Origin of the sequence: Pseudomonas imrae (assembly GCF_046352735.2) — a bacterium.
In the GTDB taxonomy this organism is placed as follows: domain Bacteria; phylum Pseudomonadota; class Gammaproteobacteria; order Pseudomonadales; family Pseudomonadaceae; genus Aquipseudomonas; species Aquipseudomonas imrae.
Genome location: NZ_CP110853.2, coordinates 5065952 through 5092258, shown reverse-complemented (window position 1 = coordinate 5092258; position 26307 = coordinate 5065952). Strand labels below are relative to the sequence as shown.

Sequence of the window (26307 nt, the reverse complement as noted above, 5' to 3'; positions counted from 1 at the left end):
TTTTATCGTTTCAATTCTACTTTGAATCGATTTGTCGAGGCTGTATTAACGCCTCACAAAATGTTGCGCATGAACAAGCTGGCTAAAAAACAGTCTGTTGCGCATCGAATATTATTTACCGAGGCGCCACCTGGGCGCGTCGCTACTTTGAGATAGCCGTCCTCCATGTTTGGTTCCAACGACGACAAAAAGACCCCAGCTGCGGCTGGCGAGAAAAAAAGCCTGTTCGGATGGCTGCGCAAAAAGCCGCAGGAAACCGTCGTCGAACAGCCACACATCCAACCTGAACCGCTTCCAGAACCGGCCGTAGAGTCGGAACCGGTTGTCGAGGTGCCGGAGCCGGTGGTGCTGCCTATTGCCGAGCCGGTATTGCAGCCCGCCGCAGAGGACGAGCCCGCGCCTGTCCCGGAGCCCGAGCCAGAACACCAGCCTTGGCCGCCATTGCCGGTAGCCGAAGAGCCTGTAGCGCTGGTTGAGGATGTGCAGGCCGAGCACGTGGCACCGCCAATCCCGGCGATTGTCGAGCCCGCGCCGTTTGTCGTCGAGTCGCCGCCAATCGTCGAACAGCCTGTTCCGGTCGTGACCGCCCCTACGGAGGCCGGCAAGACCGGTTTCTTTGCCCGCCTCAAGCAAGGCTTGAGCAAAACCAGCGCCAGCATCGGCGAAGGCATGGCCAGCCTGTTCCTGGGCAAGAAAATCATCGATGACGAGCTGCTCGAAGACATCGAAACCCGCTTGCTGACCGCTGACGTGGGTGTCGAAGCCACCGCGGTGATCATCCAGAGCCTGACCCAGAAGGTCGCGCGCAAGCAGTTGACTGACGCCGACGCGCTTTATAAGTCATTGCAGGCCGAGTTGGCCGCCATGCTCAAGCCGGTGGAAGCACCACTGGTCATCAATTCGCAGAACAAGCCTTTCGTGATCCTGGTAGTCGGTGTCAACGGTGCCGGCAAGACCACCACCATTGGCAAGCTGGCCAAGAAGCTGCAGCTTGAAGGCAAGAAAGTCATGCTTGCTGCCGGCGACACCTTCCGCGCAGCAGCGGTGGAGCAACTGCAAGTATGGGGCGAGCGCAACAATATTGCGGTGATCGCCCAGCACACGGGCGCCGATTCGGCATCGGTGATCTTCGATGCGGTACAGGCTGCCAAGGCCCGTAACATCGACGTATTGATCGCTGACACCGCCGGACGCCTGCATACCAAAGACAATCTGATGGAAGAGCTGAAGAAAGTACGCCGGGTCATCGGCAAGCTGGACGCCGAAGCGCCGCACGAGGTTCTGCTGGTGCTGGACGCCGGTACTGGCCAAAACGCCATCAGCCAGGCCAAACAATTCAACCAGACGGTGCAACTGACCGGGCTGGCATTGACTAAGCTCGACGGCACGGCCAAGGGCGGGGTGATCTTTGCCTTGGCGAAACAATTCGGGTTGCCGATTCGTTATATCGGTGTCGGTGAAGGCATCGACGATCTGCGCACGTTTGAAGCCGAGCCCTTTGTCCAGGCATTGTTTGCCGAGCGGGAGCGTTCATGATTCGTTTCGAGCAGGTAGGTAAACGCTATGCCAACGGCCACGTTGGCTTGCATGAGCTGAGTTTCAGGGTGCGTCGCGGTGAGTTCTTGTTTGTAACCGGGCATTCCGGTGCCGGCAAAAGTACGCTGCTGCGCTTGTTGCTGGCGATGGAGCGCCCAACTACCGGCAAACTGCTGCTGGCGGGCCAGGACCTGGCCACTATCAGCAATGCGCAGATCCCATTCCTGCGGCGCCAGATCGGTGTGGTGTTCCAGAATCACCAGTTGCTGTTTGATCGCACGGTGTTCAATAACATCGCCTTGCCGTTGCAGATCCTTGGGTTGTCCAAGGCAGAAATCGTCAAGCGGGTGGATTCGGCCCTGGAGCGCGTGGCGCTTTCGGACAAGACCGATCTATACCCGGGCGACCTGTCGACCGGCCAGCAACAGCGTGTCGGCATTGCCCGCGCCATCGTCCATCGTCCGGCCTTGCTGCTGGCGGACGAACCGACCGGTAACCTCGACCCGCGCCTGGCGGCAGAAATCATGGGCGTTTTCGAAGATATCAACCGGCTGGGCACCAGCGTGCTGATCGCCAGTCACGATCTGGCGCTGATCGCCCGCATGCGCCACCGCATGCTGACCCTGCAACGCGGCCGCCTGATTGGCGATGGGGAGGCTGGCGTATGAGTGCGACTCGCAGTCCTAAAGTATCCGAGCGCGTTGCGCCAAAACCGGCCGACCCGCAACCGCAGAAAAAGAAACGCGATGAAGACGACGGTCCGGATTTCAGCACCTTGCTCCACGCCTGGATCGAAAGTCATCGTGCCAGCTTGCTCGATAGCCTGCGGCGCCTGGGCAAGCAACCGATTGGCAGCTTTTTTACTTGCCTGGTAATGGCCGTGGCCCTGAGCCTGCCGATGGGGCTTTCGCTGCTGCTTAACAATGTCGAGCGCCTGGGCGGTTCCTGGCAGCGAGCGGCACAGATTTCCCTGTATCTGCAGCTGGACGCTGGCGCCAGTGAAGGCGAGGCCTTGCGCGAGCAGATCAAGAACATGCCGGGTGTGGCAGATGCCGAGTACATCAGCCGCGAGCAGGCGCTGGAAGAGTTCCAGCAACAGTCGGGCCTGGGTGAGGCGCTTAAAGAGCTGCCGCAAAATCCGTTGCCCGGCGTAGTGTTGGTAACGCCCAATGAGGTCGACAAGCAGGCCCTTGAAGGGTTGAGGCAAAAACTGGCCGAGTTGCCCAAGGTGCAACAGGCGCAACTGGATCTGGTCTGGGTCGAACGCCTGGCGGCGATCCTCAAGCTGGGTGACCGGTTTGTCTTCGGTCTGACGGTGTTGCTGGTTTCCGCATTACTTTTGGTGATAGGCAATACCATTCGTCTTCATATTGAAAACCGTCGCACCGAGATAGAAGTGATTAAACTGGTGGGCGGCACAGACAGCTATGTGCGTCGTCCTTTTCTGTATATGGGCGCGCTTTATGGCTTTGGTGCCGGGATTTTGTCCTGGGGCGTTCTGGCGTTCGGCCTGGATTGGCTGAACGACGCGGTGGTAGGGCTCGCCGGCTTGTACGGCAGTGATTTTGCCCTGGCCGGGGTGCCGGTTGCCGATGGCTTGTCGCTCTTGCTAGGGGCGGTATTGTTGGGGTATATCGGTGCGTGGATCGCGGTGGCACGGCATTTACGTGAGCTGGCACCGAAGTAGTTAATGCCAGATTAATGTGGTTTCGTTTGTATTGACCGTATCAGTGGTTTAGGGAACTTGTCCTACGGTTCCCGGTCAATTTTCGCAGTGCTGAACTGCACGAGTTATGTGAGTCGGAGGTTTATTCGTATGACCACTTCTTTGCAACCTGCTTATGCCCTGGTTCCGGGTGCAAACCTGGAAGCCTATGTGCATACGGTCAACAGCATTCCATTGCTGACACCCGAGCAGGAGCGTGAACTGGCCGAGAGTCTCTACTATGAGCAGGATTTGGGGGCGGCTCGGCAGATGGTGCTCGCCCACCTGCGGTTTGTCGTACATATCGCCCGTAGCTATTCCGGTTACGGTCTGGCTCAGGCTGACCTGATCCAGGAAGGCAATGTTGGCCTGATGAAGGCTGTAAAGCGCTTCAACCCGGAAATGGGCGTGCGCCTGGTGTCGTTCGCGGTGCATTGGATCAAGGCGGAAATCCACGAGTTCATCCTGCGCAACTGGCGCATTGTGAAAGTCGCGACCACCAAGGCCCAGCGCAAGCTGTTCTTCAATCTGCGCAGCCAGAAAAAACGCCTGGCGTGGCTGAACAACGAGGAAGTCCACCGCGTGGCAGAAAGCCTCGGGGTAGAGCCTCGAGAAGTTCGCGAGATGGAAAGCCGCCTGACCGGCCATGACATGGCCTTCGACCCGGCCGCAGAAGCGGACGACGACAGTGCCTTCCAATCGCCGGCCAATTATCTGGAAGATCACCGGTATGACCCGGCACGTCAGTTGGAAGACGCTGACTGGAGCGACAACTCCAACAACAACCTGCACGAAGCACTGGAAGTGCTGGATGATCGGAGTCGTGACATTCTCTACCAGCGTTGGCTGGCGGAAGAAAAAGCCACGCTGCACGACCTGGCACAGAAGTACAACGTGTCGGCCGAGCGGATTCGTCAGCTTGAAAAAAGCGCGATGAACAAGCTCAAACTGTCGATCGCCGCCTAACTAGCGACGCGATCAAACATGTGGGAGCCATGTGGGAGCGGGATTGCTAGCGAAATCGGAATTTCAGTCAATATCTTAGGTGACTGATCCACCGCTTTCGCGAGCAAGTCGAAACGTCGCACTGCAGCTCCCACAGTTGTTTTAGGGGGGAGGTCAGTGCGCCCAGGGGGCTTTTCGGGAGTTGTTCAACTCAACCAAATAACTTTCCCCACCCAACTGACTCATCTGCTGGCGAACCCACGCCGCGCGCCTTGCAACGTAAGAAGTCGGATGACTGGCACTCCACACTCGCGGATTAGGCAACACCGCCGCCAGGTAACTGGCCTGCTGGCGACTCAGTGCCTTGGCACTTGTGCCAAAGTGATGGCGCGCAGCCGCTTGCGCACCAAACACACCCTCATCCCATTCCACGCTGTTGAGGTACACCTCAAGAATTCGCTGCTTGGGCCACAGCACCTCGATCAGGCCGGTAAACCACGCCTCCAACCCTTTTCGCAGCCAACTGCGTCCTGACCACAGAAACAGATTCTTCGAGACTTGCTGGCTTAACGTGCTGGCGCCGCGAATCGTCCCTCCGCGCTCGTTATGCAGTAACGCAGCCTGGATCGCGCCGAAATCAAAGCCCCAATGTTGGGGGAAGCGTTGGTCCTCGCCAGCCATGACCGCCAGTTTCAGGTTGTTGGAGATCTCATCCCAAGGTACCCAGGTGCGCTGCAGGTTTATGGGCTCACCATCGGTCCAGGATTCAATCTTGCGCTCGACCATCAAGGCGGTAAACGGCGGCGGGACCACGCGAAACAGCAGCACCAGCAAAATACTGGCGATGACAAACCATTTCACGGCTTTGAGAAAACGACTGAAGAGAAAACGCAGCATAGAGATGGCTTGGCCGAACCCGTTGAGCGGGCCATTATACAGACCCTGCCCAATGCGTCTGACTGGAGTTCCTCATGCTGCGTGGCTTTCTGATGCTGGCTGCCTTTTTCGGTTTTACCGGTGTTGCCCTTGGCGCATTCGCTGCCCATGGCCTGAAAAACCGCCTGAGCGCCGATTACCTGGCGATTTTTCATACCGGCGTCACCTACCAACTGGTGCATGCGCTGGCGCTCTTTGGCGTGGCGTTGCTGGCCGCGCATATTCCCGGGCGCCTGGTGATGTGGGCCGGTGTTTCATTTGCCGTAGGCATTTTGTTGTTCTCCGGCAGCCTGTACCTGCTGACCACCATCGGTATCGGCAAGCTGGGGATCATTACGCCATTTGGTGGCCTGGCCTTCCTGATCGGTTGGCTCTGCCTTGGGCTGGCTGCGTGGCGCTTGCAGCTGGCCTGACCAAGGGGCTTGGGTCATCTGCGTCGATCAAGCTAGAATGCTGGCCCCTAAAAGCGATGGCGGCCCGTTGCATGCGCATTCAGTTGAACGGCGAATCCTTTGTACTGCCTGACGGTGAAACCGTTGCGGCCCTGCTGACCCGTCTGGACCTGACCGGGCGTCGCGTCGCAGTGGAACTCAACCAGGATATCGTCCCGCGTAGCCAGCATGCCGAGACCACGCTCAACGAAGGCGACCAGGTCGAAGTGGTCCACGCCATCGGCGGCGGCTGATCGACCGTCCGGCGCTTGTGTTTGGCCCTGAATACTGCAGAACCTCACTCCATTTCGAGGATTTCCCATGAGCATCGTTCGTAGCGACAAGCCCTTCGTCCTGGCCGGTCGTACCTACCAGTCGCGTTTGCTGGTAGGCACCGGCAAGTACCGTGACATGGAAGAAACCCGCCTGGCCATTGAAGCCTCGGGCGCCGAGATCGTGACCGTGGCCGTGCGCCGCACCAATCTGGGCCAGAACCCGGGCGAACCGAACCTGCTGGATATCCTGCCACCGGACCGCTACACCATCCTGCCGAACACGGCCGGTTGCTACGACGCCATCGAGGCCGTGCGCACCTGCCGCCTGGCCCGTGAACTGCTCGACGGTCACAACCTGGTGAAGCTGGAAGTCCTGGCCGACCAGAAAACCCTGTTCCCCAACGTGATCGAAACCCTCAAGGCCGCAGAGACACTGGTCAAGGAAGGTTTTGACGTGATGGTCTACACCAGCGATGACCCGATCATCGCCCGCCAACTGGCCGAAATCGGCTGTATCGCCGTGATGCCACTGGCTGGCTTGATCGGTACTGGCCTTGGGATCTGCAACCCGTACAACCTGCAGATCATTCTCGAAGAGGCCAAGATCCCCGTACTGGTGGACGCCGGTGTTGGCACCGCTTCCGATGCCACCATCGCCATGGAGTTGGGCTGCGAAGCAGTCCTGATGAACTCGGCTATCGCCAACGCGCAACAGCCGATCATGATGGCCGAAGCCATGAAACACGCGATCGTCGCAGGCCGCCTGGCTTACCTCGCCGGGCGCATGCCGAAGAAACTTTACGCCAGCGCCTCCTCGCCGCTGGATGGTCTGATCAAGTAAGAGCCATTGATGACTGAATCAAACGAAACGCCGAACACCCTGGAAGAAGGCGACGAGTCCAAGCACCGCCGCATCAAGAGCTTCGTGATGCGCGCCGGGCGTATGACCGAAGGCCAGCAAAAGGGTTTGGAGCAGGGTACGCCGCTGTTCGTCCTGCCGCTGGCCGATGCGCCGGTGGACTTCGATCAAGTGTTCGGCCGTTCGGCCCCGCGCTCCCTGGAAATCGGCTTCGGCATGGGCCATTCCCTACTGGAAATGGCGGCTGCCGCGCCGGAGCAGGACTTTATCGGTGTGGAAGTTCACCGTCCGGGCGTCGGCGCGCTGCTCAACGGTGTGTTGACCCAAGGCCTGAAAAACCTGAGGGTCTATGACTGCGATGCGATTGAAGTGCTTAACCGCTGCATCGCTGATAACAGCCTCGACCGCCTGATGCTGTTCTTCCCTGACCCCTGGCACAAGAGCCGTCACCACAAGCGCCGCATCGTCCAGGCGTCCTTCGCGCAGTTGGTGCGCAGCAAGCTCAAGGTCGGCGGCATCCTGCACATGGCCACCGATTGGGAGCCCTATGCCGAATACATGCTGGAAGTGATGAACGTCGCTCCTGGCTACCGCAACCTGGCAGACGACGGCAAATGCGTGCCGCGTCCGGCCGAGCGCCCGATCACCAAGTTCGAACGTCGCGGCGAGCGACTGGGGCATGGGGTCTGGGATTTGAAGTTCGAAAAAATCGACTGATAAGCTGCTGGCTTTAAATGCGATAAAAATGTGGGAGCGTGCTTGTGTGGGAGCGGGCCCGCTCCCACATTTGGTTTTGGGGTTAGCGGCGGTCGGCGACGACGCCGATCAACACCAGCACCACCAGCAATACCGGCGCCAGGCTGTAGTTATTGAACTGGCTCAAGCCGCGAACAATCCATGGCGTGGCGTAGATCAGCGCCGCACCGCTGCCTATCAGGCACAGCAAGGCCATCAGCGGCACGCGTAGGGCGCCGGCAATGTTGCCCAGGCGTGCGTCGACCCAGCCCTTGATGTCGGCGCCGAACAGCACCAGCATGCAGCCGACGAGGGCCAGGGAGATTTCCGACAGGTTACTGCGGCTCCAGCGGGATACGGTGGCGAGCAGGTCGAGTACCAGATCCATTCGATTTCCTTAGAGCGGTCAGCTCAAAAACTTCTGCAGCAGGTCATTGAGAAAGAGTTGCCCACGGTCGGTGGCCGCCAGGCGTGACGGTTCGACCTGCATTAAGCCACTTTGTTCTGCCTCACGGCGAGCATCATCCAGGCTGGCCAGCTCCAGGCCGGTACGCTCGGCATAGAGCCTGGCCTCGACGCCGTCGGTCAGGCGCAGGGCGTTCATCAGGAACTCGAAGGGCAACTCTTCGTTGCTCAGTTCTTTCGCCCCGGCCTGAAAGTCTTTCGCCGGGTTGAGGTAGTCCTTCGGTGCGCGGGTTTTCCAGGTGCGCACAATGCGCCCGTCCGGATGGCTGAGCTTGCCATGGGCGCCGGCGCCGATCCCGATAAAGTCACCAAAGCTCCAGTAATTGAGGTTGTGTCTTGCCGCTCGGCCCGGTTGGGCATACGCCGAGACCTCATACTGGGTGTAACCGTGTTCGGCGAGCAGGGTCTGCCCGGCTTCCTGGATATCCCACAGGGTGTCGTCTTCCGGAAGCTCAGGCGGCTGGTTCCAGAACACCGTGTTGGGTTCCAGGGTCAGTTGGTACCACGACAAATGAGTCGGCTTGAGGGCGATAGCCTGTCGCAGATCGTCGAGAGCATCATCCAGGGACTGATCGGGCAAACCGTGCATCAGGTCCAGGTTGAAGTTATCGAACCCGGCCTGGCGCGCCATGCCAGCGGCACGCACGGCTTCGTCGCCGCTGTGGATACGGCCCAGGGCCTTGAGCTTTTCTGGCTGGAAGCTCTGGATACCGATGGACAGGCGATTGATCCCCAGCTTGCGGTACGCCACGAACTTGTCCTGTTCGAAGGTGCCGGGGTTGGCTTCCAGGGTGATTTCGATGTCGCGGGCGAAGCGGATCCGCTGCTCGACACCTTCCAATAGCCGCCCCAAGGCTGCGGCACTGAACAGGCTCGGTGTGCCGCCGCCAAAGAAGATCGAACTCAACTCACGGCCATATACCGCGTACAGGTCCTGATCGAGATCGGCCAGCAATGCATCCACATACTCTTCTTCCGGCAGCACATTGCTGGCGGTATGGGAGTTGAAGTCGCAATAAGGGCATTTGCGCACACACCACGGGATGTGGATATACAGCGCCAGGGGCGGCAATTGAGGCAGGGCCGCCCGAGGTGTTTGCGCACCGCCGTGGATCAGCGGCAGTGCCGGGGTGTCGTGGGTCATTTCAGGCCCAGGCGCTGGCGCAGCAAAGCCATTGCGCGGGCGCGGTGGCTGATCTGGTTCTTGTCGGCAGGGCTCAGCTCGGCGCTGGAAACACTGCGCTCCGGTACCCAAAACAGCGGGTCGTAGCCAAAGCCCTGCTCGCCACTGGCCGCATGCAGGATGCGTCCGTGCCACAAGCCTTCGCACAGGATCGGCAGCGGATCGTCAGCGTGACGTACCAGGGCCAGAACGCAGACGAACTGCGCGCCGCGCTCGGCATCCGGCACATCCTTGAGGGCATCCAGCAGCTTGGCGTTGTTCGCCGCGTCACCCTTGCCATCGGCGTAACGTGCCGAGTAGATGCCAGGCGCACCGCCGAGGAAATCCACGGCCAGGCCTGAATCGTCGGCCAGCGCCGGCATGCCGCAAATGCGCGCGGCATTGCGTGCCTTGAGGATGGCGTTCTCGACGAAGGACAGACCGGTTTCTTGCGGCTCGACCTGGCTGAATTCGCCAACCGAGCGCAGTCGCACGGAATCGCCGAGCATAGCCTGGAGTTCTTTGAGTTTGCCGGCGTTATGGCTGGCCAGCACGAGTTGGGTAAGGTTCATTTTTCGGTCGGGAACAATTCTTGGCTGAAACTGAAACCATGGGCCTTGCCGCCGGTTTCAACATTGATGGTAAACACTCTGACTTCTTGCTGTGGCACGGAATAGGGTGCGATGTAATAGGTCGCGCCTTTTTCGCTGATCTGCTTGAACGTCAACATTTCACTCTTGCCGGTCAGGTCCTTGATGGACCCGGTCACTTGCGCCGCTACCGAGCCGACTCCCTTGATCACAGAGACGTTGATCAGTCCCTTGTTCTTGCTGCGCACCACGCCGATGGCCTGGGCGGTTTCAGGTTGCAGGTAGGTGGTGCTCAGCGTGCTGTAATGCACGGTGATGTCACCAAACGCCTTCTGGCGATTGCTGTCGATGACGTCAGCAGCCATGGCACTGGCGCCCAGGCACGAGGTAAGTAGAAAAACTGCCAAGCGACTCATGATCGTCCCTCTTGAAAATGGTTAGACGGCAATCTGATGGTCTGTCAGGCCAGGACTGCTGACCCGGTAAATACCGATTTCGCCCAACAGATTGGGCCATAGCTTACTCGCCCAACCGTGCCGGTGCTGTTGATCGACGGCAAGGCGGTTGATGACTTTGGCTTCACGTTCACCGCACAGTGCTTCGAAGTCTTCGAAAGTGCAGAAGTGGATGTTTGGCGTGTTGTACCAGGTGTACGGCAGGAAATCCGACACCGGCATGCGGCCCTTGGTCGCCAGGTACCAGCGGCAGCGCCAGTGGCCGAAGTTGGGGAAGGTGATAATGCATTGGCGGCCGACCCGCAACATTTCGTCGAGGATCCGGTCCGGATAGTGGACAGCCTGCAAAGCTTGGGTCATCACGACGATATCGAAGCTGTTGCTGGCAAAATTGCCCAGGCCCTTGTCCAGGTCCTGTTCGATCACGTTGATGCCTTTGGCCACGCATTGGGCAATGTTGTCCGGATCGTTTTCCAGGCCATAGCCGGTGACTTGCTTGTTGTCGCGCAGCCAGCTCAGTAGTTCGCCATCGCCGCAACCCAGGTCGAGCACGCGGCTGCCGGCGGGGATCCAGTCTTGGATGATTTCCAGGTCGGCTCTCATGGCGTTCTCACAAAGTTATGCGGTTCATGTAGTTGCTGAAGGCCTGCAAATAGCGCGGGATCGGGATCAGGAAGGCGTCATGGCCTTGCGGTGCATCGATCTCCAGGTAGCAGACGTCTTTCTTTGCCGCCATCAGTGCATCCACCAGTTCCCGGGAGCGGGCCGGAGAGAAACGCCAGTCAGTGGTGAACGACATCACACAGAACTTGGCGGTGGCGGCCGCGAAGGTTTTCGCCAGGTTATTGTCGCAACTCGCCGCCGGGTCGAAATAGTCCAGGGCCTTGGTCATCAGCAGGTAGGTATTGGCGTCGAAACGCCCGGAAAACTCTTCGCCCTGATAGCGCAGGTAACTTTCGACCTGGAACTCGACGCTATGGAAGTCGTAGTTGAGCTTCTCGCTCTTGAGCCCACGGCCGAATTTCTCGCCCATGGAGTCGTCCGACAGGTAAGTGATATGCCCGACCATCCGCGCCAGCATCAAGCCGCGCTTGGGGATCACGCCCTGTTCCTGGAACGAGCCGCCGTGGAACTCGGGATCGGTGAGGATCGCCTGGCGCGCCACTTCGTTGAACGCGATGTTCTGCGCCGACAACTTGGGGGCCGAGGCAATGGCCAGGCAATGGCGTACGCGGTCCGGGTAGGTGATGGTCCATTGCAGCGCCTGCATGCCGCCAAGGCTGCCACCGATCACCGCAGCCCACTGGGCAACACCCAACAGGTCGGCAAGGCGCGCCTGGCTGTGGACCCAGTCTTCCACGGTCAGCACCGGGAAATCGGCGCCAAATGGCCTGCCGGTTTCCGGGTTGATGCTGCTGGGGCCGGTGGAACCGTTGCAGCCGCCGAGGTTGTTCAGGCTGACCACAAAGAACTTGTCGGTGTCGATGGGCTTGCCGGGGCCGATGCAACTGTCCCACCAACCGGGCTTGCGCTCGTCGACAGCGTGATAGCCGGCGGCGTGGTGATGCCCCGACAGCGCGTGGCAAATCAGCACGGCGTTGCTGGCCGTGGCATTCAGCTCACCGTAGGTTTCATAGATCAGGTCGTAGGCTGGCAGCGAACGACCGCAGGCCAGGGCCAGCGGTTCGCTGAAATGCGCCATTTGGGGCACGACCAGTCCAACAGAATCGGGGGGGAAGGCAGCTGGCATCGACCCTGCTCTCGTTTAAATGAGGCGTAAGTCTAAAGAGCGGGGACCCCAGCGGCAAGCAAAGGCCTGCATGGATTCAATTCAATCCATAGTTACAAAATGTGGGAGCGGGTTTGCTCGCGATTGCGGTAGACCAGTCAATTGAGATGTCGACCGATCCACCGCTATCGCGAGCAAGCCTGCTCCCACATTGGGGCGGTGTTGGCTTTAGATCAGCAAGCGCAGGATGTCCGGCATCATGGTCATCGCCGCCAGGTTGTTGATCACCAGCATATCCAGCAGCTTGAGCACCATGAACGCGAGGATCGGCGAAATATCCAGCCCGCCCAGGTTCGGCAGGATCTTGCGGAACGGCGCCAGCACCGGCTCGCAGATCTGGTTGACCAGTTCGGCCCCAGGGTTATGGCTGCCCGGTGCTACCCACGACAAGATCACGCTGATGATCAGAGCGAAGAAGAAAATCTTCAGAAATAGCGCGGTCACGCCAATGACGGCCCAGACCAGCAGTTGCAGGAAGTTGCCCATAGTGCCGTAAGTCAGCAACAGAGTCAGGGCCATCAGCGCCAGTTGCACCAGGATCGCCAGCACCAGCGATGACATGTCCAGGCCGAACAGGCTCGGGATCACCCGGCGCAGTGGCTTGAGCAGCGGTTGGGTAGCCTTCACGGCGAATTGGCAGAGCGGGTTGTAAAAGTTGGCACGTACCAATTGCAGGACAAAGCGCAACAGCACGATCAGCAGGTACAGGCTGCCGAGGGTTTGCAGCACGTAGACGGCTGCGGTGTTCAAACCAATCATGTTGGCTCCTTATTGACCCAGTTGTTCGGCAAGTTCGGCCGAGCGGTGCGCGGCGGCGCCCAATGCTTTTTCTACCAGGGCTTCAAAACCCCCGGCCTGGAATGATTCGATGGCAGCTTGCGTGGTGCCGTTTGGCGAAGTGACGCGACGGCGCAGCTCGGCCGCATCGACATCACTGGACACGGCCATCTGCGCCGCGCCCAACGCCGTCTGCACGGTCAGTTGCGCGGCAGTTTCCCGTGACAGGCCCAGTTTTACCCCGGCAGCGGTCATGGCTTCGATCATCAGGAAAAAGTATGCCGGGCCGCTGCCCGATACGGCCGTGACGGCGTCCAGTTGCTGCTCTTGTTCCAGCCACAGGGCGATGCCTACGGCCGATAACAGTTCCTGGGCCTGGTTGCGTTGCGTCGGGCTGACTTCGCAGGTGGCGTACAAGCCGCTGACACCCTGGCGCAGCAGCGACGGCGTATTGGGCATGCAACGCACAATTGGCTGCTCGCCAAGCCAGGTTTTCATGCTTGCGCAATTGATGCCGGCGGCAATGGAGACCACCAGTTGATGGGGCTGCAGGCTCGGGCGCAGAGCTTGGCACACGGCTTTCATGGCCTGTGGCTTGACCGCCAGCACGATCACATCGGCATCCTGGATGGCCTCGGCGTTGTCGGCAAAGGTCTTGATACCGTGTTCGGCGCTCACCCGAGCGCGGCTTTCGGCACCCGGGTCGCTGGCGCAGATCTGCGCTGCTTGCAGACCTTTGGCCCGCAGGCCGCCGATCAGGCTGGCCGCCATGTTACCGGCGCCGATAAAGGCAATACGCGTGTTGCTCATGACAGGTCCTTACTCAGATGGAAGTCAGCCATTTCAAGGCTGGCCGTAGTCGCGGGCACCAAACAGCGCGGTACCGATCCGCACCCAGGTAGCGCCTTGGGCGATGGCCGACTCGAGGTCATGGCTCATGCCCATGGAAAGTGTGTCGAGCTCAAGGTTCAGGCTCGCCTGCAGGTCGCGAACCTTGGCGAACGCAGCATCTTGCTCGGCGCGCTCGTCGGTCGGCTCGGGAATAGCCATCAAGCCACGCAGTTTCAGGCGCGGCAGGCTGCTGATCGCTGCGGCCAATGCCGGCAGATCGGCGGGTGTACAGCCGGATTTGCTGGCTTCGCCACTGACGTTGACCTGAATGCAGATATTCAGCGGTGGCAGCTCAACTGGGCGTTGTTCGGACAGACGTTGTGCAATTTTCAAACGGTCCACGGAATGCACCCAGGCGAAGTTCTCGGCGATAGCGCGCGTCTTGTTCGATTGAATGGGGCCGATGAAGTGCCAACACAAGGGCAGGTCAGCTAATTCGACTTGTTTGCCGAGGGCCTCCTGCAGGTAGTTTTCGCCAAAGTCGCGCATCCCGGCGGCATAGGCTTCGCGCACGGCTTGCGCGGGTTTGGTCTTGCTCACGGCCAGCAACTGCACGCTGGTTTCATCCCGCTGCACGGCCAGGGCCGCCGCAAGGATCCGGTCACTAACCAGGCCAATATTGTCTGCTATGGTCGACATTCAAGTTGCGCCCGCGGATATGGAGTCCGCGGCATTCTACTGGAAATGGAAAGCCCTATGGATATCACTGAACTGCTGGCCGAAAGCGTCAGCCTCGGCGCTTCGGACCTGCATTTGTCGGCCGGTCTGGCGCCGAGGGTGCGGGTCGATGGCGACATTCACCCCCTCGACTGGCCCGTGCTGAGCGCTACGCAAGTGGCGGATATGCTCAGTCCCTTGCTCAATGCACACCAGCAAAAGGATTTCGAAACATCTCTTGAAACGGACTTTTCGTTCGAGTTGCCTGAGGTGGCGCGTTTTCGCGTGAATGTGTTCCGGCAGCACCGAGGAATGGGCGCGGTATTTCGCGCGATTCCGTCACGGGTACTCAGTCTCGAGGAACTGCAACTGGGAGATGTGTTCCGGCGTATTGCCGATTTGCCCCAGGGGCTGGTGCTGGTGACCGGGCCTACAGGCTCGGGAAAATCCACCACCCTGGCGGCAATGATCGATTACCTCAACAACCATCGCCCACGACATATCCTCACACTTGAAGATCCCATCGAGTTTGTTCATCCCTCACAAAAAGCGCTGGTCAGTCAGCGCCAGGTGTACCGCGACACCCACAGCTTCTGTGCAGCCCTGCGCTCTGCTCTGCGCGAGGACCCGGATGTGATTCTGGTGGGTGAAATGCGTGATCTGGAAACCATTCGCCTGGCCCTGACGGCGGCGGAAACCGGGCATCTGGTATTCGCGACCCTGCATACCCGATCGGCGGCAAAAACCGTGGATCGGGTGGTGGATGTGTTTCCCGCCAATGAAAAGGCCATCGTTCGCTCAATGCTTTCGGAGTCGTTGCAGGCGGTGGTGTCTCAAGCGCTGGTCAAGAAGGTCGGCGGCGGGCGGGTGGCGGCGCATGAAATCATGCTTGGTACACCGGCGATCCGTAACCTGATCCGCGAAGACAAGGTAGCGCAGATGTACTCGGTGATTCAGACCGGTGGGGCGTTCGGGATGAAGACGTTGGACATGAGCTTGAAGGCGTTGGTCAGCCAAGGGCTGATCAGCCGTGAGGAGGCCCGGCAGAGCGCGCGGGCGCCCGGGGAAATGTGAGGCGGGCTTCCCACATTTGAAGGCGTTTCAAAGGTGGGAAGCTGTTTGATATCAGCGCTGCACAATCCTCAGATTGTTCTGTTCTTTAGGCAAGACGCGTTTGGCGATCACGTAGTTCTTGCTCCAGAACGGTTTTTTCAGCGTATCGATGCTGACCGTTTTGCCACGGCGCGGTGCGTGGATGAAGCGGTCGTTGCCCAGATAGATGGCAACATGATTGACCCTGCGGCTCTTGAGCTTGAAGAACAGCAAGTCGCCGGGTTTCAGGTCCTTGCGATTGACTTTTTGCCCATGGCCACTGGCCATGGCGTTGGACGTGCGCGGCAAATCCACCGAGGCAACATCATTAAACGCGTATTTCACCAAGCCACTGCAGTCGAACCCTTTGCTTGGGCTGCTGCCGCCCCAGCGATAAGGAGTGCCGAGCACGTTGACTGCACGGCTCAAGACTTTGCTGCTCTGCTGGTTATTGCTCGCGAAAAGGCCAGGAACTGCTTTGCCGTTGGCCTTTTTCAGTTGAGTCGGGCGCTTGACGGTGAGCTTGACCGATTTGGCCGAGCCGGTTGTCGCGTGAACTTTAGGGGTAAAACCGTTAACGTTCGGAAGTCGTTGCTCACGATTGGTGGCGTGGGCGGCCAGTGGCACTAATAGGCAAATGGTTAGCCATGTCTTTAAAAATGGTCGCATCAGGCAGGCTCATATTGGTTTGCGCGCAACTTTATAACAGCTTTGTGTGTCTTTCTCAGGCCGTTTGTCGAATGAACCCTGGGGTCAAATTCAGGAAATTCGCGACGAACTGTCGCAATTGTCCTACACAACGCAGGTGGCATAAGGCTTTGAGGGGAGTGACGGTATCATTTACCGTACGTCGGGCGCCTGTAAAAAAGTCACAAAGAAACCAGAAATATTTATCTATCGAGGCAAAAGAGGTCATTCATGAACACCTATCGACAGGATGCTTCGCAGCAGGACACCCATAGCAAGGTGATTGGTTACCTGCTTTGGATTTTTGGATTCACGGGTGCGCACCGCTTTTATTACGGTAAGCCGGTGACTGGCACGATCTGGTTTTTCACCTTCGGCTTGTTGGGCATTGGTTGGCTGATCGACCTGTTTTTGATTCCGGCCATGGACCGGGAAGCAGATTTGCGTTTCACTGCGGGGCCCATCGAGTACAACGTGGCGTGGATTCTGCTGACGTTCCTGGGAGTGTTTGGCTTGCACCGCATGTATCAGGGCAAATGGCTTACCGGGCTCTTGTATCTAGTGACGGGTGGGTTGTTCCTGATTGGTGTGCTGTATGACTTCTGGACGTTGAACACGCAGGTTTCGATGCGCAATGCCGAGCGGGTGGGTGGTCGATAAGCCTAGCCAGCCTGGCGAAGATCCAAATGTGGGAGCGGGCTTGCTCCCACATTTTAATCGTGACCGCTTTAGTTCGGATCAAGCCTGATAGGTGAGCCGCCCATCAACCAGCGTATACCGCACGTTCGCCGGCAGGCTGTGGCCGATGAACGGGCAGTTTTCACCCTTGGACAGCCACTGCTCGCCAGCCACGGTGGAGCTGGCCAGATCAAACAGCACCAGATCTGCCGCAGAACCCACCGCCAATCTACCCGCCGGCAGGCGCAAGGCCTGCGCCGGGCCTGAACTCAGGCGTGCCAGCAGTGTTGGCAGGTCCAGCAACCCTTCCTCAACCAGGGTCATCGCCAATGGCAACAACAACTCGACGCTGCTGATGCCAGGTTCCGTGGCACCCAAAGGTGCCAGTTTGGCGTCACGTTCATGAGGCTGGTGATGGCTGGAAATGGCCGAAACCACGCCCGACTTCACGGCGGCCCGCAAACCGTCTCGGTCGGCGCGGGTGCGCAGGGGCGGTTGCACGTGGTACAGGCTGGAGAAATCAATCAGCGCCTCGTCCGTCAGGATCAACTGGTACAGCGCGACATCCGCCGTGACCGGCAGGCCACGCGCCTGGGCCTGTGCAATCAGGGCTACGCCGCGAGCGCTGGTCAACTGGCTGAAGTGCGCCCGCACGCCGCTTTGTTCCACCAGCAACAGATCGCGGGCCAATGCCACGGTTTCAGCAGTTTCCGGGATTCCCGGCAGACCCAGGAAGCTGGCGGTGGCGCCGTCGTGGGCCAGGCCACCTTCGGCCAGGTCGTGGTCCTGTGAGTGAAAAATCACCGTCAGGTCGAAAGTCGCAGCGTATTCCAGGGCACGGCACAAGGTACGAGTGTTGCGGAAGCTGTCCAGGCCGTTGCCGAAAGCCACACAGCCGGCGTCACGCAGGGCAATCAGCTCTGCCAGTTGCTCGCCGTCCAGGCCTTTGCTCAGGGCGCCGATCGGGAACACCTTGCAGTTGCCTGCTTCGCGGGCGCGGTCGAGGATCAGCTCGGTCACGGCCGAGGTGTCCAGCACCGGCTTGGTCTGTGGTGGGCAGCATAGGCTGGTGACACCACCGGCCGCGGCGGCGCGGGTTTCACTGGCGATGCTGCCTTTACGGCTATAACCCGGCTCGCGCAGGGCGACGTTCAAGTCCACCAGCCCTGGCGCTGCAACCAGGCCTTTAGCGTCGATGGTTTCGGTCGCGCTGAAGCCGCTGGGGGCGGCGCCGATGGCAATGATCTTGCCGGCTTCCAGATGCAGATCGGTGATTTGATCCAGGCCGCTGGCCGGATCGATGACTCGGGCGCCGAGAATGCTGAGCTTCACTGGGCGTTCTCCTGCTCGAATTGACGTTGGGCGGTTTGCCCGCTCATGGCCATGGACAGCACGGCCATGCGTACGGCGATGCCGTAGGTGACTTGATTGAGAATCACCGAATGCGGGCCATCGGCCACCGCCGACTCAATCTCTACCCCGCGATTGATCGGGCCGGGGTGCATCACAATGGCATCCGGTTTGGCGCCGGCCAGGCGCGCGGTGGTCAGGCCGAACAGGCGGTAGAACTCACCCTCGCTGGGCAGCAGGCCGCCAGCCATGCGCTCACGTTGCAGGCGCAGCATGATCACCACGTCGACGTCTTTCAGGCCTTCGGTCATGTCGGTGTAGACCTTTACGCCGTATTGCTCGATACCGATCGGCAGCAGTGTCTTGGGCGCAATCACCCGGATATCCAGGCAGCCGAGGGTCTTGAGGGCCAACATGTTCGAGCGCGCGACCCGCGAATGCAGGATGTCGCCGACGATGGCCACCGAAAGGTTTTCAAAACCGCCTTTGTGCCGCCGAATGGTCAGCATGTCGAGCATGCCTTGGGTCGGGTGAGCGTGACGACCGTCGCCGCCGTTGATGATGGCCACCTGCGGGCACACGTGCTCGGCGATGAAATGCGCAGCGCCGGAGTCACCGTGGCGGACCACGAACATATCGGCCGCCATGGCTTCCAGGTTGCGCAGGGTGTCGAGCAGGGTTTCGCCCTTGCTTGCCGACGAGGTGGAGACGTTCAGGGTGATCACGTCCGCCGATAGGCGTTGGGCCGCCAATTCAAACGTGGTGCGTGTGCGTGTGGAGTTCTCGAAGAACACGTTGCAGATGGTCTTGCCACGCAACAGCGGGACTTTTTTCACGGCACGGCCGCCGACCTCAAGGAACGAGTCAGCGGTGTCGAGGATTTCTGTGAGCAGTTCGCGGGGCAAACCGTCGAGGGACAAGAAGTGTTGCAACTGACCCTGAGCATTGAGCTGCAGCGGGCGCTTGGCATCTAGAGGCGTCATCGCGGGGACTCTTTACAAGGCGGTTTAAAGGACGAGGTCTTGCAGTTCGAGTTCGAGCGGCGTAGGACCGGACAATTTTACCCGCTGGTTGGCTGCCAGCGACAGTGTCGTGCCAACCACATCCGGACTGATCGGCAACTCGCCGGCGTCCAGGTCCAGCAGGCACACCAGGGTGATGCTGGCCGGGCGCCCATAATCGAATAACTCGTTCATCGCCGCGCGAATGGTACGACCGCTCATCAGCACGTCATCGATCAATACCAGATGCTGGCCTTCGATCTCGAAGGGCAGGGCCGAGGGTCGCACTTGTGGGTGCAGGCCGTTCTGGCTGAAATCGTCGCGATAGAAAGAAACGTCCAGAGTACCCAGGGGCGAATCGCTGCGCAGTTCTTCCAGTAACGCCTGTGCCACCCAGACGCCACCGGTGCGGATCCCGATAAAGCGCGGCTCGCTGATGGCGCGGTGGTGTAGATGGGCGCGAAGGCTCGTCGCCATCTGGCTGATCAGTTCGGCGGGATTGGGCAGGCTCATGGTGGCTCCTTCAAGGCCCTTGCCTGCGTGAGCTGGCAAAGTCCGGGCTTAAACGTAAGAAGACGCGGCAAGCCGCGTCAGTCAGGATTCAAATAAAGCGGTGTTTTCATCCAGCCAGCCTTGCAACAGTAAGGCGGCGGCAATCGCATCAACCGGGTTGTCGCGGTAGCTGCCTTTCTGCCCGCCACGGGCCAGGCGTTCGCCCTTGGCCTCGAAGGTGGTCAGGCGTTCATCGTGGGTATAGAAGGGCAGGTTGAAGCGACCGTTGAGGCGGCGGGCGAACTTTTCGGCGCGCAGGCACATCTCGCTGGGGCTGCCATCCATGTTCAACGGCAGGCCGACGACCACGGCGTCAGGCTTCCATTCCTTGATCAGGGCTTGGACCTGGTTCCAGTCCGGCACGCCGTTCTGGGCTTTCAAGGTACACAGCTCGCGGGCCTGGCCGGTAATCACTTGGCCCACGGCGACGCCGATCTGTTTGGTGCCGTAGTCAAAGCCGAGGATCAGACGCAAGGCCATCAGGCGTGCCCCGCCTGGCTGGTGAGCAGGTTGAGGTTGACATGCAGCTTGGCCGCCGCTGCTTCCAGGCGCAGTTCACTGGTGGTGTTGAACAGGATGTCGGCATCAAACGGGCAGGTCAGCCAGGCGTTGTCGGCCAGCTCTGCTTCCAGTTGACCCGCTTCCCAGCCGGCATAACCCAGGGTAATCAGGCTTTGTGCCGGGCCGACGCCGTCAGCGATGGCAAACAGAACGTCCTGGGAGGTCGACAGGGACAGCCCGTCCAGATCCACCGTCGCCTGGAAGGTAGGGCCGCTGGGGTGCAGCACAAAACCTCGGTCAGTCTGCACCGGGCCGCCGAAGTAGATCGGCACGGCCTGGCAATCGGCTGTCGGGTCAACGTCCGGGCGCAATTGCTCGAGGATATCGGCCAGGTTCAGGTCCTGCGGGCGGTTGACCACCAGTCCCATGGCACCCTTGGCCGTATGCTCGACAATATAGGTCAAGGTTTGTGCAAAGTTCGGGTCGGCCATATGAGGCATGGCGATCAGGAATTGATGCTTGAGGTAGGTCGGGCTGACATTTTTCATGTCCGCTAGTGTGGCGTTGGAGGGACGAACTGACAAGCCGGGGATGTGGTTGCAGGCACGATCAGTTGCTGGACAGCCGGTCGCCCTTGGCAAAGCGCCAGGTGCGGATGATTTCCAGGCGGTCGATGTCGGCCAGATCGCCAGTAAACGGGGCGAATGGTGCTGCCAGGCGAACAATTCGCTGCGCCGCCTGGTCCAGCAATGGCTGGCCGGAGGACTCCAGCACCAGTACCTCGTACAAACTGCCGTCGCGGTTGATCGAGACCAGCAGTCGCAGGTTGCCGTAAATCTGTTGGCGCCTGGCTTCGTCCGGGTAGTTCAGGTTACCGATGCGCTCGACTTTCTTGCGCCATGCATCCTTATACCAGGCGCCTTTGTCGCGCGTGGTCGAGGCGGCATTGAGCCGGTAGATGCGCGGACGCTTGGCGTACAACTGCTGCTCGTTGGCCAGCTCAGCCTCCAGGCTGGAGATTTCGCTGGAGAGTTGCGAGCTGTCAAATGTGGGAGCAGGCGTCTTGGGAGCCGGGTCAGTCTTGACCTTTTCCCGCTGAGTCACGGTTTTCTGCGGCTTTGGCGCGGTAGTCGCGACGGCGGCCTTGGGCGCAGCCTGCTTGACCTCGGGCCTGGGCACCGGAGGCGGCGTGACCTTATTTATCTTGTTGTCCTGGAACGGCGCCACTTCAGTGGTCTTGGGCACGGCTTTCTTGTCCAGGGTGCCGCTGCCTTGTTGATTGTCCTGGGCGAGAAAATCGGCTTTCTCGGGCGCCTTTTCACTCTTGAACGTGGCGAGGGTGATTTCCAGGGTTTTGCTGATTTGCTTGGGCTCCACAAACGTGAAGCCCAGACCGAGGATCAGCGCCAGATGGACCAGTGCCGCCAGGAACAAGGTAAATCCGAGCCGATCAGCCGGGCGCACGCCACTGTGGGTGAGTTCGGGAGGCGGATTGGACGGAAATGTCATAGCAGGAAAACCAACATCGTGCGTTTCACAGGTGGGGCATGATAGCGCAATGTCGGTTTACATCTGGCGGTTCTCTGTCACTTGGCTTGTAGCTTGGCGGCAATCGCCGCCATCAGCATTTCGCCGATATTCGTGCCGAACGCATTATCGATTTCACGAATGCAGGTCGGGCTGGTGACGTTGATTTCTGTCAGGTGCTCGCCAATGACGTCCAGGCCTACGAACAACAAGCCTTTTTCCCGCAGGGTCGGGCCTACTTGAGCTGCGATCCAGCGGTCCTTGTCGCTCAACGGACGGGCTTCGCCACGGCCACCGGCGGCCAGGTTGCCACGGGTTTCGCCAGCCGCCGGAATGCGCGCCAGGCAATAATCCACAGGTTCGCCGTCGATCATCAGGATGCGCTTGTCACCATCCTTGATCGCCGGCAGGTACGCCTGGCCCATGATCTGCTGGGTGCCCAGCGCGGTCAGGGTCTCGAGGATCACCGACAGGTTCGGGTCGCCGGCACGGTGGCGGAAGATCGAGGTACCGCCCATGCCGTCCAGTGGTTTGAGAATCACGTCGCCGTGTTTTGCGGCAAATTCACGCAGCACATCGGCGCGGCGGCTGACCACCGTGGGCGGCGTGCACTGCGGGAAAAGGGTGGCGAACAGCTTTTCATTGCAGTCGCGCAGGCTTTGCGGCTTGTTGACGATCAACACGCCAGCACGCTCGGCCTGTTCCAGCAGATAGGTGGAGTAGACGAACTCCATGTCGAACGGTGGATCCTTGCGCATCAGGATCACGTCCAGGTCGCTCAGGGGGCTGTCGACCTCGTCTTGCAGTTCGAACCATTTTTCCGGGTTGGCGAACACCTGCAAGGGACGCATCCGCGCCCGCGCTTGACCGTCACCCTGGTAAAGATCGCGCTGCTCCATATAGAACAGGGTCCAGCCGCGGGCCTGGGCGGCCAGCAACATGGCCAGCGAGCTATCCTTTTTATAGGAAATGCTGGCGATAGGGTCCATGACAATGCCGACGCGAACGCTCATGGGGGATTCCTCTAGCAAATAAGGGCGCATGAAAAGTGGCGTCAGAGTGGCGCGCAGGCTGTTGTGGGTCAAGGAAAAACCACCTTGCCGGTCGGCCGATAGATTGCCTCTCCAGTCTGTGCTAAAAAGGCTGGCAGGGCGTGGTGGCCCTTGCACTGCAAGGGTTTGGCGCTCCTCCCTGGCAGCATCAGGCAGTACACACCGAAAACCGATTCGCTGTGGCGATGGTAGAGCAGATATGGAACAGCATTCCAACGCCTTGAAAGTGATGGTGATCGACGATTCGAAAACGATTCGCCGCACCGCCGAGACACTGCTGAAGAACGTAGGGTGCGAAGTCATCACGGCCATCGACGGTTTCGATGCCCTGGCCAAGATCGTTGATCATCACCCGCACATTATCTTTATCGACATCATGATGCCGCGACTGGATGGCTATCAAACCTGCGCGCTGGTCAAGAACAACCCGGCGTTCAAGTCGATCCCGGTGATCATGCTGTCCTCCAGGGATGGCCTGTTCGACAAGGCCAAGGGGCGTATCGTCGGTTCTGATCAATTTTTGACCAAGCCTTTCAGCAAGGAAGAGCTGCTGAGTACGATCAAGGCCTATGTGCCGGGTTTCGCGGCAGTAGAACAAGCACATTGACCCAGCCCCAAAGGGCTTGGGTCTACCAATGTAGTGGGGAAAACCATGGCACGCGTTCTGATCGTCGACGACTCGCCGACTGAAATGTACAAACTCACCGAAATGCTTGAAAAACACGGGCATCAGGTGCTCAAGGCAGCAAATGGCGGCGATGGCGTAGCACTTGCCCGCCAGGAAAAACCCGATGCGGTGCTGATGGATATCGTCATGCCGGGCCTCAATGGCTTCCAGGCCACGCGCCAGTTGACCAAGGATCCTGATACCGGCCATATCCCGGTGATCATCATCACCACCAAGGATCAGGAGACCGACAAGGTCTGGGGCACGCGCCAGGGCGCCAGGGACTACCTGACCAAGCCGGTGGACGAAGAAACATTGATCAAGACCTTGAACGCGGTGCTGGCAGGCTGACGGCCCGCTGCCATGACCGAGTCGCAAACCGCCTTCGAGCTGCTGCTGGACATCGACCGCCGCTGTCGCGTGTTGGCTGCAGACCTGCCGTCCCAGGAAACCCGTTCGCATAGCTGGAGCGGGATAGGCTTCCGGCTGTCTGACCATTGGTATGTCGCGCCCATGGGCGAGGTCGCCGAAGTGTTGCACGAGCCGCGCTGCACCCTGATGCCCGGGGTCAAGCCGTGGGTCAAGGGCGTGGCCAATCTGCGCGGGCGACTATTGCCGGTGATCGACCTGTGTGGGTTTCTTGGCCACACACTCACGACCGTGCGCAAACAGCGACGGGTGCTGGTGATCGAGCACGAAGACATCTTTGTCGGCTTGCTGGTGGATGAAGTGGTCGGCCTGCAACATTTTGCCCAGGATCTGCTTGAGCGCGTCCCGTCACAAAGCCCGGCGGTAACCGGCGCGGCATTTATCCAAGGCCAGTTCAGCGGTGAGCCGCTGTGGCAGGTCTTCAGCCCCTTTGCCCTGGCCCAGGCCCGGGGCTTTCTGGATGTTGCAGCATGACCCGCGTCAGCCCCGTCAAACCGCAGGAAGCGTCACGTAGCCGTTCGCAGATCATCGTGCTGTTTATCGCACTGATCATCTTCATCATGCTGCTGTTCGCCAACTTCGCGTACCTCAACACCCAATCCAACTACGACAAACAGTACATCGGTCATGCGGGCGAGTTGCGGGTGCTGTCCCAGCGCATTGCCAAGAACGCCACGGAATCTGCAGCTGGCAAGGCTGCGGCTTTCAAGCTGCTGAACGAGGCTCGCAATGATTTTGCCCGGCGTTGGGGCCACCTGAAAAAGGGCGATCCGGCCACCGGCCTGCCCGCCGCGCCGAGCGCTGTGCGCAGCGAAATGCGCGCAGTGCAGCATGACTGGGAAGAGTTGCTGAAAAACACTGACGTGATCCTGGCCAGCGAGCAGACAGTGCTGTCCCTGCATCAAGTGGCCGCGACCCTGGCCGAAACCGTACCGCAATTGCAGCTGGAGTCGGAAAAGGTCGTGGAAATTCTCCTGCAGCGCGGTGCGCCAGCCAGCCAGGTGGCTGTGGCGCAGCGCCAATCGCTGCTGGCCGAACGCATCCTGGGGGCGGTCAACACGGTGTTGGCGGGCGACGATACGGCGGTCAAGGCGGCCGATGCCTTTGGGCGTGATGCCAATCGTTTTGGCCAGGTCCTCAGCAGTATGCTTCAGGGCAATGCCGCCTTGAAGATCAGCCAGGTACAAGACCCCGACGCCCGTGCGCGCCTGGCCGAAATTGCCGAACTGTTCGAGTTCGTCTCGGGCTCGGTGGACGAAATCCTCGAAACCTCGCCACAGCTGTTCCAGGTACGCGCTTCGGCGAGCAACATTTTCAGCTTGTCGCAAACCCTGCTGGATGAAGCTTCGCATTTGGCCACGGGGTTCGAAAACCTCGCGGACGGCCGTACCTTCGACACCATTGGCGGTTATGTCCTGGGTTTGCTGGCCCTGACCTCAATCATCCTTATCGGCTTGGTGATGGTGCGTGAGACCAATCGCCAGTTGCGCGAAACCGCCGAGAAAAACGAGCGCAACCAGAACGCGATCATGCGCCTGCTGGACGAAATCGAAGACTTGGCCGACGGCGACCTCACGGTGACCGCTTCGGTGACCGAGGATTTCACCGGCACCATTGCAGACTCCATCAACTATTCGGTGGACCAGTTGCGTGATCTGGTGGCTACGATCAACCTCACGGCCGGCCAGGTTGCCGGCGCCGTGCAGGACACCCAGGCCACCGCCATGCACCTGGCCCAGGCCTCCGAACATCAGGCCCAGCAGATAGCCGAAGCCTCCACGGCGATCAACCAGATGGCCCAATCCATCGATCAGGTCTCGGCCAATGCCGCCGAATCCTCGGCAGTGGCCGAACGTTCGGTAGAGATCGCCAACAAGGGCAATGAAGTGGTGCACAACACCATTCATGGCATGGACAACATTCGTGAACAGATTCAGGACACCGCCAAGCGCATCAAGCGCCTGGGCGAGTCTTCCCAGGAGATTGGCGACATCGTCAGCCTGATTGACGATATCGCCGAACAGACCAACATCCTTGCCCTCAACGCGGCCATCCAGGCGAGCATGGCCGGCGACGCGGGGCGTGGCTTTGCAGTGGTGGCCGATGAAGTGCAGCGGCTGGCCGAACGTTCGTCGGCGGCCACCCGGCAGATCGAGACCCTGGTGCGGGCGATTCAGACCGACACCAACGAAGCGGTGATCTCCATGGAGCAGACCACCACCGAAGTGGTGCGCGGCGCCCGACTGGCCCAGGATGCCGGAGTGGCGCTGGAAGAGATCGAGGGCGTGTCCAAGACACTGGCTGCATTGATCCAGAGCATCTCCAACGCGGCGCAGCAGCAAACGTCGTCGGCGGGGCAGATTTCCCTGACGATGAATGTGATCCAACAGATCACCAGCCAGACCTCCTCAGGCTCCACGGCCACCGCCGAAAGCATCGGCAACTTGACGAAAATGGCCAACCAGTTGCGGCGCTCGGTGTCCGGCTTTACCTTGCCGCCGGCGCGCAAGACCGATGAATAAAATACGCCCTCAAAATCACCGCGGACCCCATGTGGAAGCGG

The 26307-nt window shown here is 59.8% G+C and carries 32 protein-coding genes; 14 read left to right on the top strand and 18 right to left on the bottom strand.

Going from position 1 to position 26307, the window contains the following annotated elements:
• Positions 1-165: 165 nt before the first annotated feature.
• The 4 genes from ftsY to rpoH all read left to right on the top strand — a co-directional run bounded on the left by ftsY (position 166) and on the right by rpoH (position 4207).
• Positions 166-1536, top strand: coding sequence for a signal recognition particle-docking protein FtsY (gene ftsY / locus OQ460_RS23280; RefSeq protein ID WP_410019626.1), 1371 nt, complete (start codon positions 166-168; stop codon positions 1534-1536).
• On the top strand, positions 1533-2204 hold the full coding sequence (gene ftsE, locus OQ460_RS23275; RefSeq protein ID WP_003213784.1) for a cell division ATP-binding protein FtsE: 672 nt from the start codon (positions 1533-1535) through the stop codon (positions 2202-2204). The genes ftsY and ftsE overlap by 4 nt, the downstream gene beginning before the upstream one ends.
• The gene (gene ftsX, locus OQ460_RS23270; protein WP_410019625.1) at positions 2201-3223 is read left to right on the top strand and encodes a permease-like cell division protein FtsX; all 1023 of its coding nucleotides are present in this window, start codon (positions 2201-2203) and stop codon (positions 3221-3223) included. Before ftsE ends, ftsX begins: the two co-directional genes overlap by 4 nt.
• Before the next feature lie 129 nt (positions 3224-3352).
• Positions 3353-4207 carry an RNA polymerase sigma factor RpoH gene (gene rpoH, locus OQ460_RS23265; protein WP_410019624.1) on the top strand — a complete coding sequence of 285 codons (855 nt, stop codon included), beginning with the start codon at positions 3353-3355 and terminating at the stop codon, positions 4205-4207.
• 153 nt (positions 4208-4360) lie between these two features.
• On the opposite strand, the gene mtgA is transcribed toward rpoH, so the two are convergent.
• Positions 4361-5083, bottom strand: a complete 723-nt coding sequence (mtgA, locus tag OQ460_RS23260; RefSeq protein ID WP_410019623.1) for a monofunctional biosynthetic peptidoglycan transglycosylase — start codon at positions 5081-5083, stop codon at positions 4361-4363.
• A 74-nt stretch (positions 5084-5157) separates the two neighbouring features.
• On the opposite strand from mtgA, the gene OQ460_RS23255 reads away from it, so the two are divergent.
• The 4 genes from OQ460_RS23255 to trmB all read left to right on the top strand — a co-directional run bounded on the left by OQ460_RS23255 (position 5158) and on the right by trmB (position 7404).
• Positions 5158-5535, top strand: coding sequence for a DUF423 domain-containing protein (locus OQ460_RS23255; protein WP_410019622.1), 378 nt, complete (start codon positions 5158-5160; stop codon positions 5533-5535).
• A gap of 71 nt (positions 5536-5606) precedes the next feature.
• Positions 5607-5807 carry a sulfur carrier protein ThiS gene (gene thiS / locus OQ460_RS23250; protein ID WP_410019621.1) on the top strand — a complete coding sequence of 67 codons (201 nt, stop codon included), beginning with the start codon at positions 5607-5609 and terminating at the stop codon, positions 5805-5807.
• Positions 5808-5874: 67 nt separating this feature from the next.
• Positions 5875-6669 carry a thiazole synthase gene (locus tag OQ460_RS23245; RefSeq protein WP_410019620.1) on the top strand — a complete coding sequence of 265 codons (795 nt, stop codon included), beginning with the start codon at positions 5875-5877 and terminating at the stop codon, positions 6667-6669.
• A 9-nt stretch (positions 6670-6678) separates the two neighbouring features.
• Positions 6679-7404 carry a tRNA (guanosine(46)-N7)-methyltransferase TrmB gene (trmB, locus tag OQ460_RS23240; RefSeq protein WP_410019619.1) on the top strand — a complete coding sequence of 242 codons (726 nt, stop codon included), beginning with the start codon at positions 6679-6681 and terminating at the stop codon, positions 7402-7404.
• A gap of 82 nt (positions 7405-7486) precedes the next feature.
• Here trmB and OQ460_RS23235 read toward each other — a convergent pair whose 3' ends face one another.
• The 9 genes from OQ460_RS23235 to OQ460_RS23195 form a co-directional block, all read right to left on the bottom strand.
• Entirely contained in the window at positions 7487-7810 is a 324-nt protein-coding gene (locus tag OQ460_RS23235; protein WP_410019618.1) for a DUF3392 family protein, read from the bottom strand.
• 18 nt (positions 7811-7828) lie between these two features.
• The gene (gene hemW, locus OQ460_RS23230) at positions 7829-9031 is read right to left on the bottom strand and encodes a radical SAM family heme chaperone HemW (protein WP_410019617.1); all 1203 of its coding nucleotides are present in this window, start codon (positions 9029-9031) and stop codon (positions 7829-7831) included.
• Positions 9028-9621 (bottom strand): RdgB/HAM1 family non-canonical purine NTP pyrophosphatase, encoded by a 594-nt coding sequence (gene rdgB / locus OQ460_RS23225; RefSeq protein ID WP_410019616.1) that lies wholly within the window; start codon positions 9619-9621, stop codon positions 9028-9030. Before rdgB ends, hemW begins: the two co-directional genes overlap by 4 nt.
• On the bottom strand, positions 9618-10055 hold the full coding sequence (locus tag OQ460_RS23220; RefSeq protein ID WP_410019615.1) for a DUF4426 domain-containing protein: 438 nt from the start codon (positions 10053-10055) through the stop codon (positions 9618-9620). The genes rdgB and OQ460_RS23220 overlap by 4 nt, the downstream gene beginning before the upstream one ends.
• A gap of 21 nt (positions 10056-10076) precedes the next feature.
• Positions 10077-10697 carry a methionine biosynthesis protein MetW gene (gene metW, locus OQ460_RS23215; RefSeq protein ID WP_003213768.1) on the bottom strand — a complete coding sequence of 207 codons (621 nt, stop codon included), beginning with the start codon at positions 10695-10697 and terminating at the stop codon, positions 10077-10079.
• Between the two features lie 7 nt (positions 10698-10704).
• A complete protein-coding gene (gene metX, locus OQ460_RS23210; RefSeq protein WP_410019614.1) occupies positions 10705-11844 on the bottom strand; it encodes a homoserine O-succinyltransferase MetX in 1140 nt (379 codons plus the stop codon).
• A 207-nt stretch (positions 11845-12051) separates the two neighbouring features.
• Positions 12052-12642, bottom strand: coding sequence for a YggT family protein (locus OQ460_RS23205; protein WP_410019613.1), 591 nt, complete (start codon positions 12640-12642; stop codon positions 12052-12054).
• 9 nt (positions 12643-12651) lie between these two features.
• On the bottom strand, positions 12652-13470 hold the full coding sequence (proC, locus tag OQ460_RS23200; RefSeq protein WP_410019612.1) for a pyrroline-5-carboxylate reductase: 819 nt from the start codon (positions 13468-13470) through the stop codon (positions 12652-12654).
• Positions 13471-13503: 33 nt separating this feature from the next.
• On the bottom strand, positions 13504-14190 hold the full coding sequence (locus OQ460_RS23195; RefSeq protein WP_410019611.1) for a YggS family pyridoxal phosphate-dependent enzyme: 687 nt from the start codon (positions 14188-14190) through the stop codon (positions 13504-13506).
• 57 nt (positions 14191-14247) lie between these two features.
• On the opposite strand from OQ460_RS23195, the gene OQ460_RS23190 reads away from it, so the two are divergent.
• On the top strand, positions 14248-15282 hold the full coding sequence (locus tag OQ460_RS23190; RefSeq protein WP_410019610.1) for a type IV pilus twitching motility protein PilT: 1035 nt from the start codon (positions 14248-14250) through the stop codon (positions 15280-15282).
• A 51-nt stretch (positions 15283-15333) separates the two neighbouring features.
• Here OQ460_RS23190 and OQ460_RS23185 read toward each other — a convergent pair whose 3' ends face one another.
• Positions 15334-15969, bottom strand: a complete 636-nt coding sequence (locus tag OQ460_RS23185) for a C40 family peptidase (RefSeq protein WP_410019609.1) — start codon at positions 15967-15969, stop codon at positions 15334-15336.
• A 249-nt stretch (positions 15970-16218) separates the two neighbouring features.
• Here OQ460_RS23185 and OQ460_RS23180 point away from each other — a divergent pair, with 249 nt between their 5' ends.
• Positions 16219-16647: an NINE protein gene (locus tag OQ460_RS23180; protein WP_410019608.1), complete on the top strand. Its 429-nt coding sequence runs from the start codon at positions 16219-16221 to the stop codon at positions 16645-16647.
• A gap of 78 nt (positions 16648-16725) precedes the next feature.
• Here the strand turns inward: OQ460_RS23180 and OQ460_RS23175 are convergent, their stop codons facing one another.
• The 7 genes from OQ460_RS23175 to gshB all read right to left on the bottom strand — a co-directional run bounded on the left by OQ460_RS23175 (position 16726) and on the right by gshB (position 22609).
• A complete protein-coding gene (locus OQ460_RS23175) occupies positions 16726-17997 on the bottom strand; it encodes a dihydroorotase (protein WP_410019607.1) in 1272 nt (423 codons plus the stop codon).
• Entirely contained in the window at positions 17994-18998 is a 1005-nt protein-coding gene (locus OQ460_RS23170; protein ID WP_410019606.1) for an aspartate carbamoyltransferase catalytic subunit, read from the bottom strand. Before OQ460_RS23170 ends, OQ460_RS23175 begins: the two co-directional genes overlap by 4 nt.
• Positions 18999-19022: 24 nt before the next feature.
• Positions 19023-19529 carry a bifunctional pyr operon transcriptional regulator/uracil phosphoribosyltransferase PyrR gene (pyrR, locus tag OQ460_RS23165; protein ID WP_410019605.1) on the bottom strand — a complete coding sequence of 169 codons (507 nt, stop codon included), beginning with the start codon at positions 19527-19529 and terminating at the stop codon, positions 19023-19025.
• Between the two features lie 81 nt (positions 19530-19610).
• The gene (ruvX, locus tag OQ460_RS23160) at positions 19611-20048 is read right to left on the bottom strand and encodes a Holliday junction resolvase RuvX (protein WP_410019604.1); all 438 of its coding nucleotides are present in this window, start codon (positions 20046-20048) and stop codon (positions 19611-19613) included.
• A complete protein-coding gene (locus tag OQ460_RS23155; protein ID WP_410019603.1) occupies positions 20048-20617 on the bottom strand; it encodes a YqgE/AlgH family protein in 570 nt (189 codons plus the stop codon). Before OQ460_RS23155 ends, ruvX begins: the two co-directional genes overlap by 1 nt.
• 61 nt (positions 20618-20678) lie before the next feature.
• The gene (locus tag OQ460_RS23150) at positions 20679-21578 is read right to left on the bottom strand and encodes a TonB family protein (protein ID WP_410019602.1); all 900 of its coding nucleotides are present in this window, start codon (positions 21576-21578) and stop codon (positions 20679-20681) included.
• A 77-nt stretch (positions 21579-21655) separates the two neighbouring features.
• Positions 21656-22609, bottom strand: coding sequence for a glutathione synthase (gene gshB, locus OQ460_RS23145; protein WP_410019601.1), 954 nt, complete (start codon positions 22607-22609; stop codon positions 21656-21658).
• Between the two features lie 238 nt (positions 22610-22847).
• Here gshB and pilG point away from each other — a divergent pair, with 238 nt between their 5' ends.
• From pilG to OQ460_RS23125, 4 genes are read left to right on the top strand one after another with little or no spacing between them, the layout of a single operon-like run.
• Complete coding sequence (gene pilG / locus OQ460_RS23140) at positions 22848-23255, top strand: twitching motility response regulator PilG (RefSeq protein WP_410019600.1); 408 nt, start codon at positions 22848-22850, stop codon at positions 23253-23255.
• 45 nt (positions 23256-23300) lie between these two features.
• Positions 23301-23666, top strand: a complete 366-nt coding sequence (gene pilH, locus OQ460_RS23135; RefSeq protein ID WP_410019599.1) for a twitching motility response regulator PilH — start codon at positions 23301-23303, stop codon at positions 23664-23666.
• 12 nt (positions 23667-23678) lie between these two features.
• A complete protein-coding gene (locus tag OQ460_RS23130) occupies positions 23679-24218 on the top strand; it encodes a chemotaxis protein CheW (RefSeq protein ID WP_410019598.1) in 540 nt (179 codons plus the stop codon).
• Entirely contained in the window at positions 24215-26266 is a 2052-nt protein-coding gene (locus OQ460_RS23125) for a methyl-accepting chemotaxis protein (protein ID WP_410019597.1), read from the top strand. The genes OQ460_RS23130 and OQ460_RS23125 overlap by 4 nt, the downstream gene beginning before the upstream one ends.
• Positions 26267-26307 lie beyond the last annotated feature (41 nt).

What these genes read in the sequence shown, in the direction of transcription:
- ftsX (WP_410019625.1), top strand. Translation starts at nt 2,201, where the DNA reads ATGAGTGCGACTCGCAGTCCTAAAGTATCCGAGCGCGTTGCGCCAAAA.
- OQ460_RS23220 (WP_410019615.1), bottom strand. Translation starts at nt 10,055, where the DNA reads ATGAGTCGCTTGGCAGTTTTTCTACTTACCTCGTGCCTGGGCGCCAGT.
- OQ460_RS23170 (WP_410019606.1), bottom strand. Translation starts at nt 18,998, where the DNA reads ATGACGCCTCTAGATGCCAAGCGCCCGCTGCAGCTCAATGCTCAGGGT.
- OQ460_RS23125 (WP_410019597.1), top strand. Translation starts at nt 24,215, where the DNA reads ATGACCCGCGTCAGCCCCGTCAAACCGCAGGAAGCGTCACGTAGCCGT.
- OQ460_RS23130 (WP_410019598.1), top strand. Translation starts at nt 23,679, where the DNA reads ATGACCGAGTCGCAAACCGCCTTCGAGCTGCTGCTGGACATCGACCGC.
- ruvX (WP_410019604.1), bottom strand. Translation starts at nt 20,048, where the DNA reads ATGGCCTTGCGTCTGATCCTCGGCTTTGACTACGGCACCAAACAGATC.
- pilG (WP_410019600.1), top strand. Translation starts at nt 22,848, where the DNA reads ATGGAACAGCATTCCAACGCCTTGAAAGTGATGGTGATCGACGATTCG.
- proC (WP_410019612.1), bottom strand. Translation starts at nt 13,470, where the DNA reads ATGAGCAACACGCGTATTGCCTTTATCGGCGCCGGTAACATGGCGGCC.
- OQ460_RS23245 (WP_410019620.1), top strand. Translation starts at nt 5,875, where the DNA reads ATGAGCATCGTTCGTAGCGACAAGCCCTTCGTCCTGGCCGGTCGTACC.
- OQ460_RS23185 (WP_410019609.1), bottom strand. Translation starts at nt 15,969, where the DNA reads ATGCGACCATTTTTAAAGACATGGCTAACCATTTGCCTATTAGTGCCA.
- pilH (WP_410019599.1), top strand. Translation starts at nt 23,301, where the DNA reads ATGGCACGCGTTCTGATCGTCGACGACTCGCCGACTGAAATGTACAAA.
- OQ460_RS23195 (WP_410019611.1), bottom strand. Translation starts at nt 14,190, where the DNA reads ATGTCGACCATAGCAGACAATATTGGCCTGGTTAGTGACCGGATCCTT.
- gshB (WP_410019601.1), bottom strand. Translation starts at nt 22,609, where the DNA reads ATGAGCGTTCGCGTCGGCATTGTCATGGACCCTATCGCCAGCATTTCC.
- pyrR (WP_410019605.1), bottom strand. Translation starts at nt 19,529, where the DNA reads ATGAGCCTGCCCAATCCCGCCGAACTGATCAGCCAGATGGCGACGAGC.
- OQ460_RS23180 (WP_410019608.1), top strand. Translation starts at nt 16,219, where the DNA reads ATGAACACCTATCGACAGGATGCTTCGCAGCAGGACACCCATAGCAAG.
- ftsY (WP_410019626.1), top strand. Translation starts at nt 166, where the DNA reads ATGTTTGGTTCCAACGACGACAAAAAGACCCCAGCTGCGGCTGGCGAG.
- rpoH (WP_410019624.1), top strand. Translation starts at nt 3,353, where the DNA reads ATGACCACTTCTTTGCAACCTGCTTATGCCCTGGTTCCGGGTGCAAAC.
- rdgB (WP_410019616.1), bottom strand. Translation starts at nt 9,621, where the DNA reads ATGAACCTTACCCAACTCGTGCTGGCCAGCCATAACGCCGGCAAACTC.
- hemW (WP_410019617.1), bottom strand. Translation starts at nt 9,031, where the DNA reads ATGACCCACGACACCCCGGCACTGCCGCTGATCCACGGCGGTGCGCAA.
- metW (WP_003213768.1), bottom strand. Translation starts at nt 10,697, where the DNA reads ATGAGAGCCGACCTGGAAATCATCCAAGACTGGATCCCCGCCGGCAGC.
- OQ460_RS23190 (WP_410019610.1), top strand. Translation starts at nt 14,248, where the DNA reads ATGGATATCACTGAACTGCTGGCCGAAAGCGTCAGCCTCGGCGCTTCG.
- metX (WP_410019614.1), bottom strand. Translation starts at nt 11,844, where the DNA reads ATGCCAGCTGCCTTCCCCCCCGATTCTGTTGGACTGGTCGTGCCCCAA.
- trmB (WP_410019619.1), top strand. Translation starts at nt 6,679, where the DNA reads ATGACTGAATCAAACGAAACGCCGAACACCCTGGAAGAAGGCGACGAG.
- thiS (WP_410019621.1), top strand. Translation starts at nt 5,607, where the DNA reads ATGCGCATTCAGTTGAACGGCGAATCCTTTGTACTGCCTGACGGTGAA.
- mtgA (WP_410019623.1), bottom strand. Translation starts at nt 5,083, where the DNA reads ATGCTGCGTTTTCTCTTCAGTCGTTTTCTCAAAGCCGTGAAATGGTTT.
- OQ460_RS23205 (WP_410019613.1), bottom strand. Translation starts at nt 12,642, where the DNA reads ATGATTGGTTTGAACACCGCAGCCGTCTACGTGCTGCAAACCCTCGGC.
- OQ460_RS23155 (WP_410019603.1), bottom strand. Translation starts at nt 20,617, where the DNA reads ATGAAAAATGTCAGCCCGACCTACCTCAAGCATCAATTCCTGATCGCC.
- OQ460_RS23235 (WP_410019618.1), bottom strand. Translation starts at nt 7,810, where the DNA reads ATGGATCTGGTACTCGACCTGCTCGCCACCGTATCCCGCTGGAGCCGC.
- OQ460_RS23150 (WP_410019602.1), bottom strand. Translation starts at nt 21,578, where the DNA reads ATGACATTTCCGTCCAATCCGCCTCCCGAACTCACCCACAGTGGCGTG.
- OQ460_RS23255 (WP_410019622.1), top strand. Translation starts at nt 5,158, where the DNA reads ATGCTGCGTGGCTTTCTGATGCTGGCTGCCTTTTTCGGTTTTACCGGT.
- ftsE (WP_003213784.1), top strand. Translation starts at nt 1,533, where the DNA reads ATGATTCGTTTCGAGCAGGTAGGTAAACGCTATGCCAACGGCCACGTT.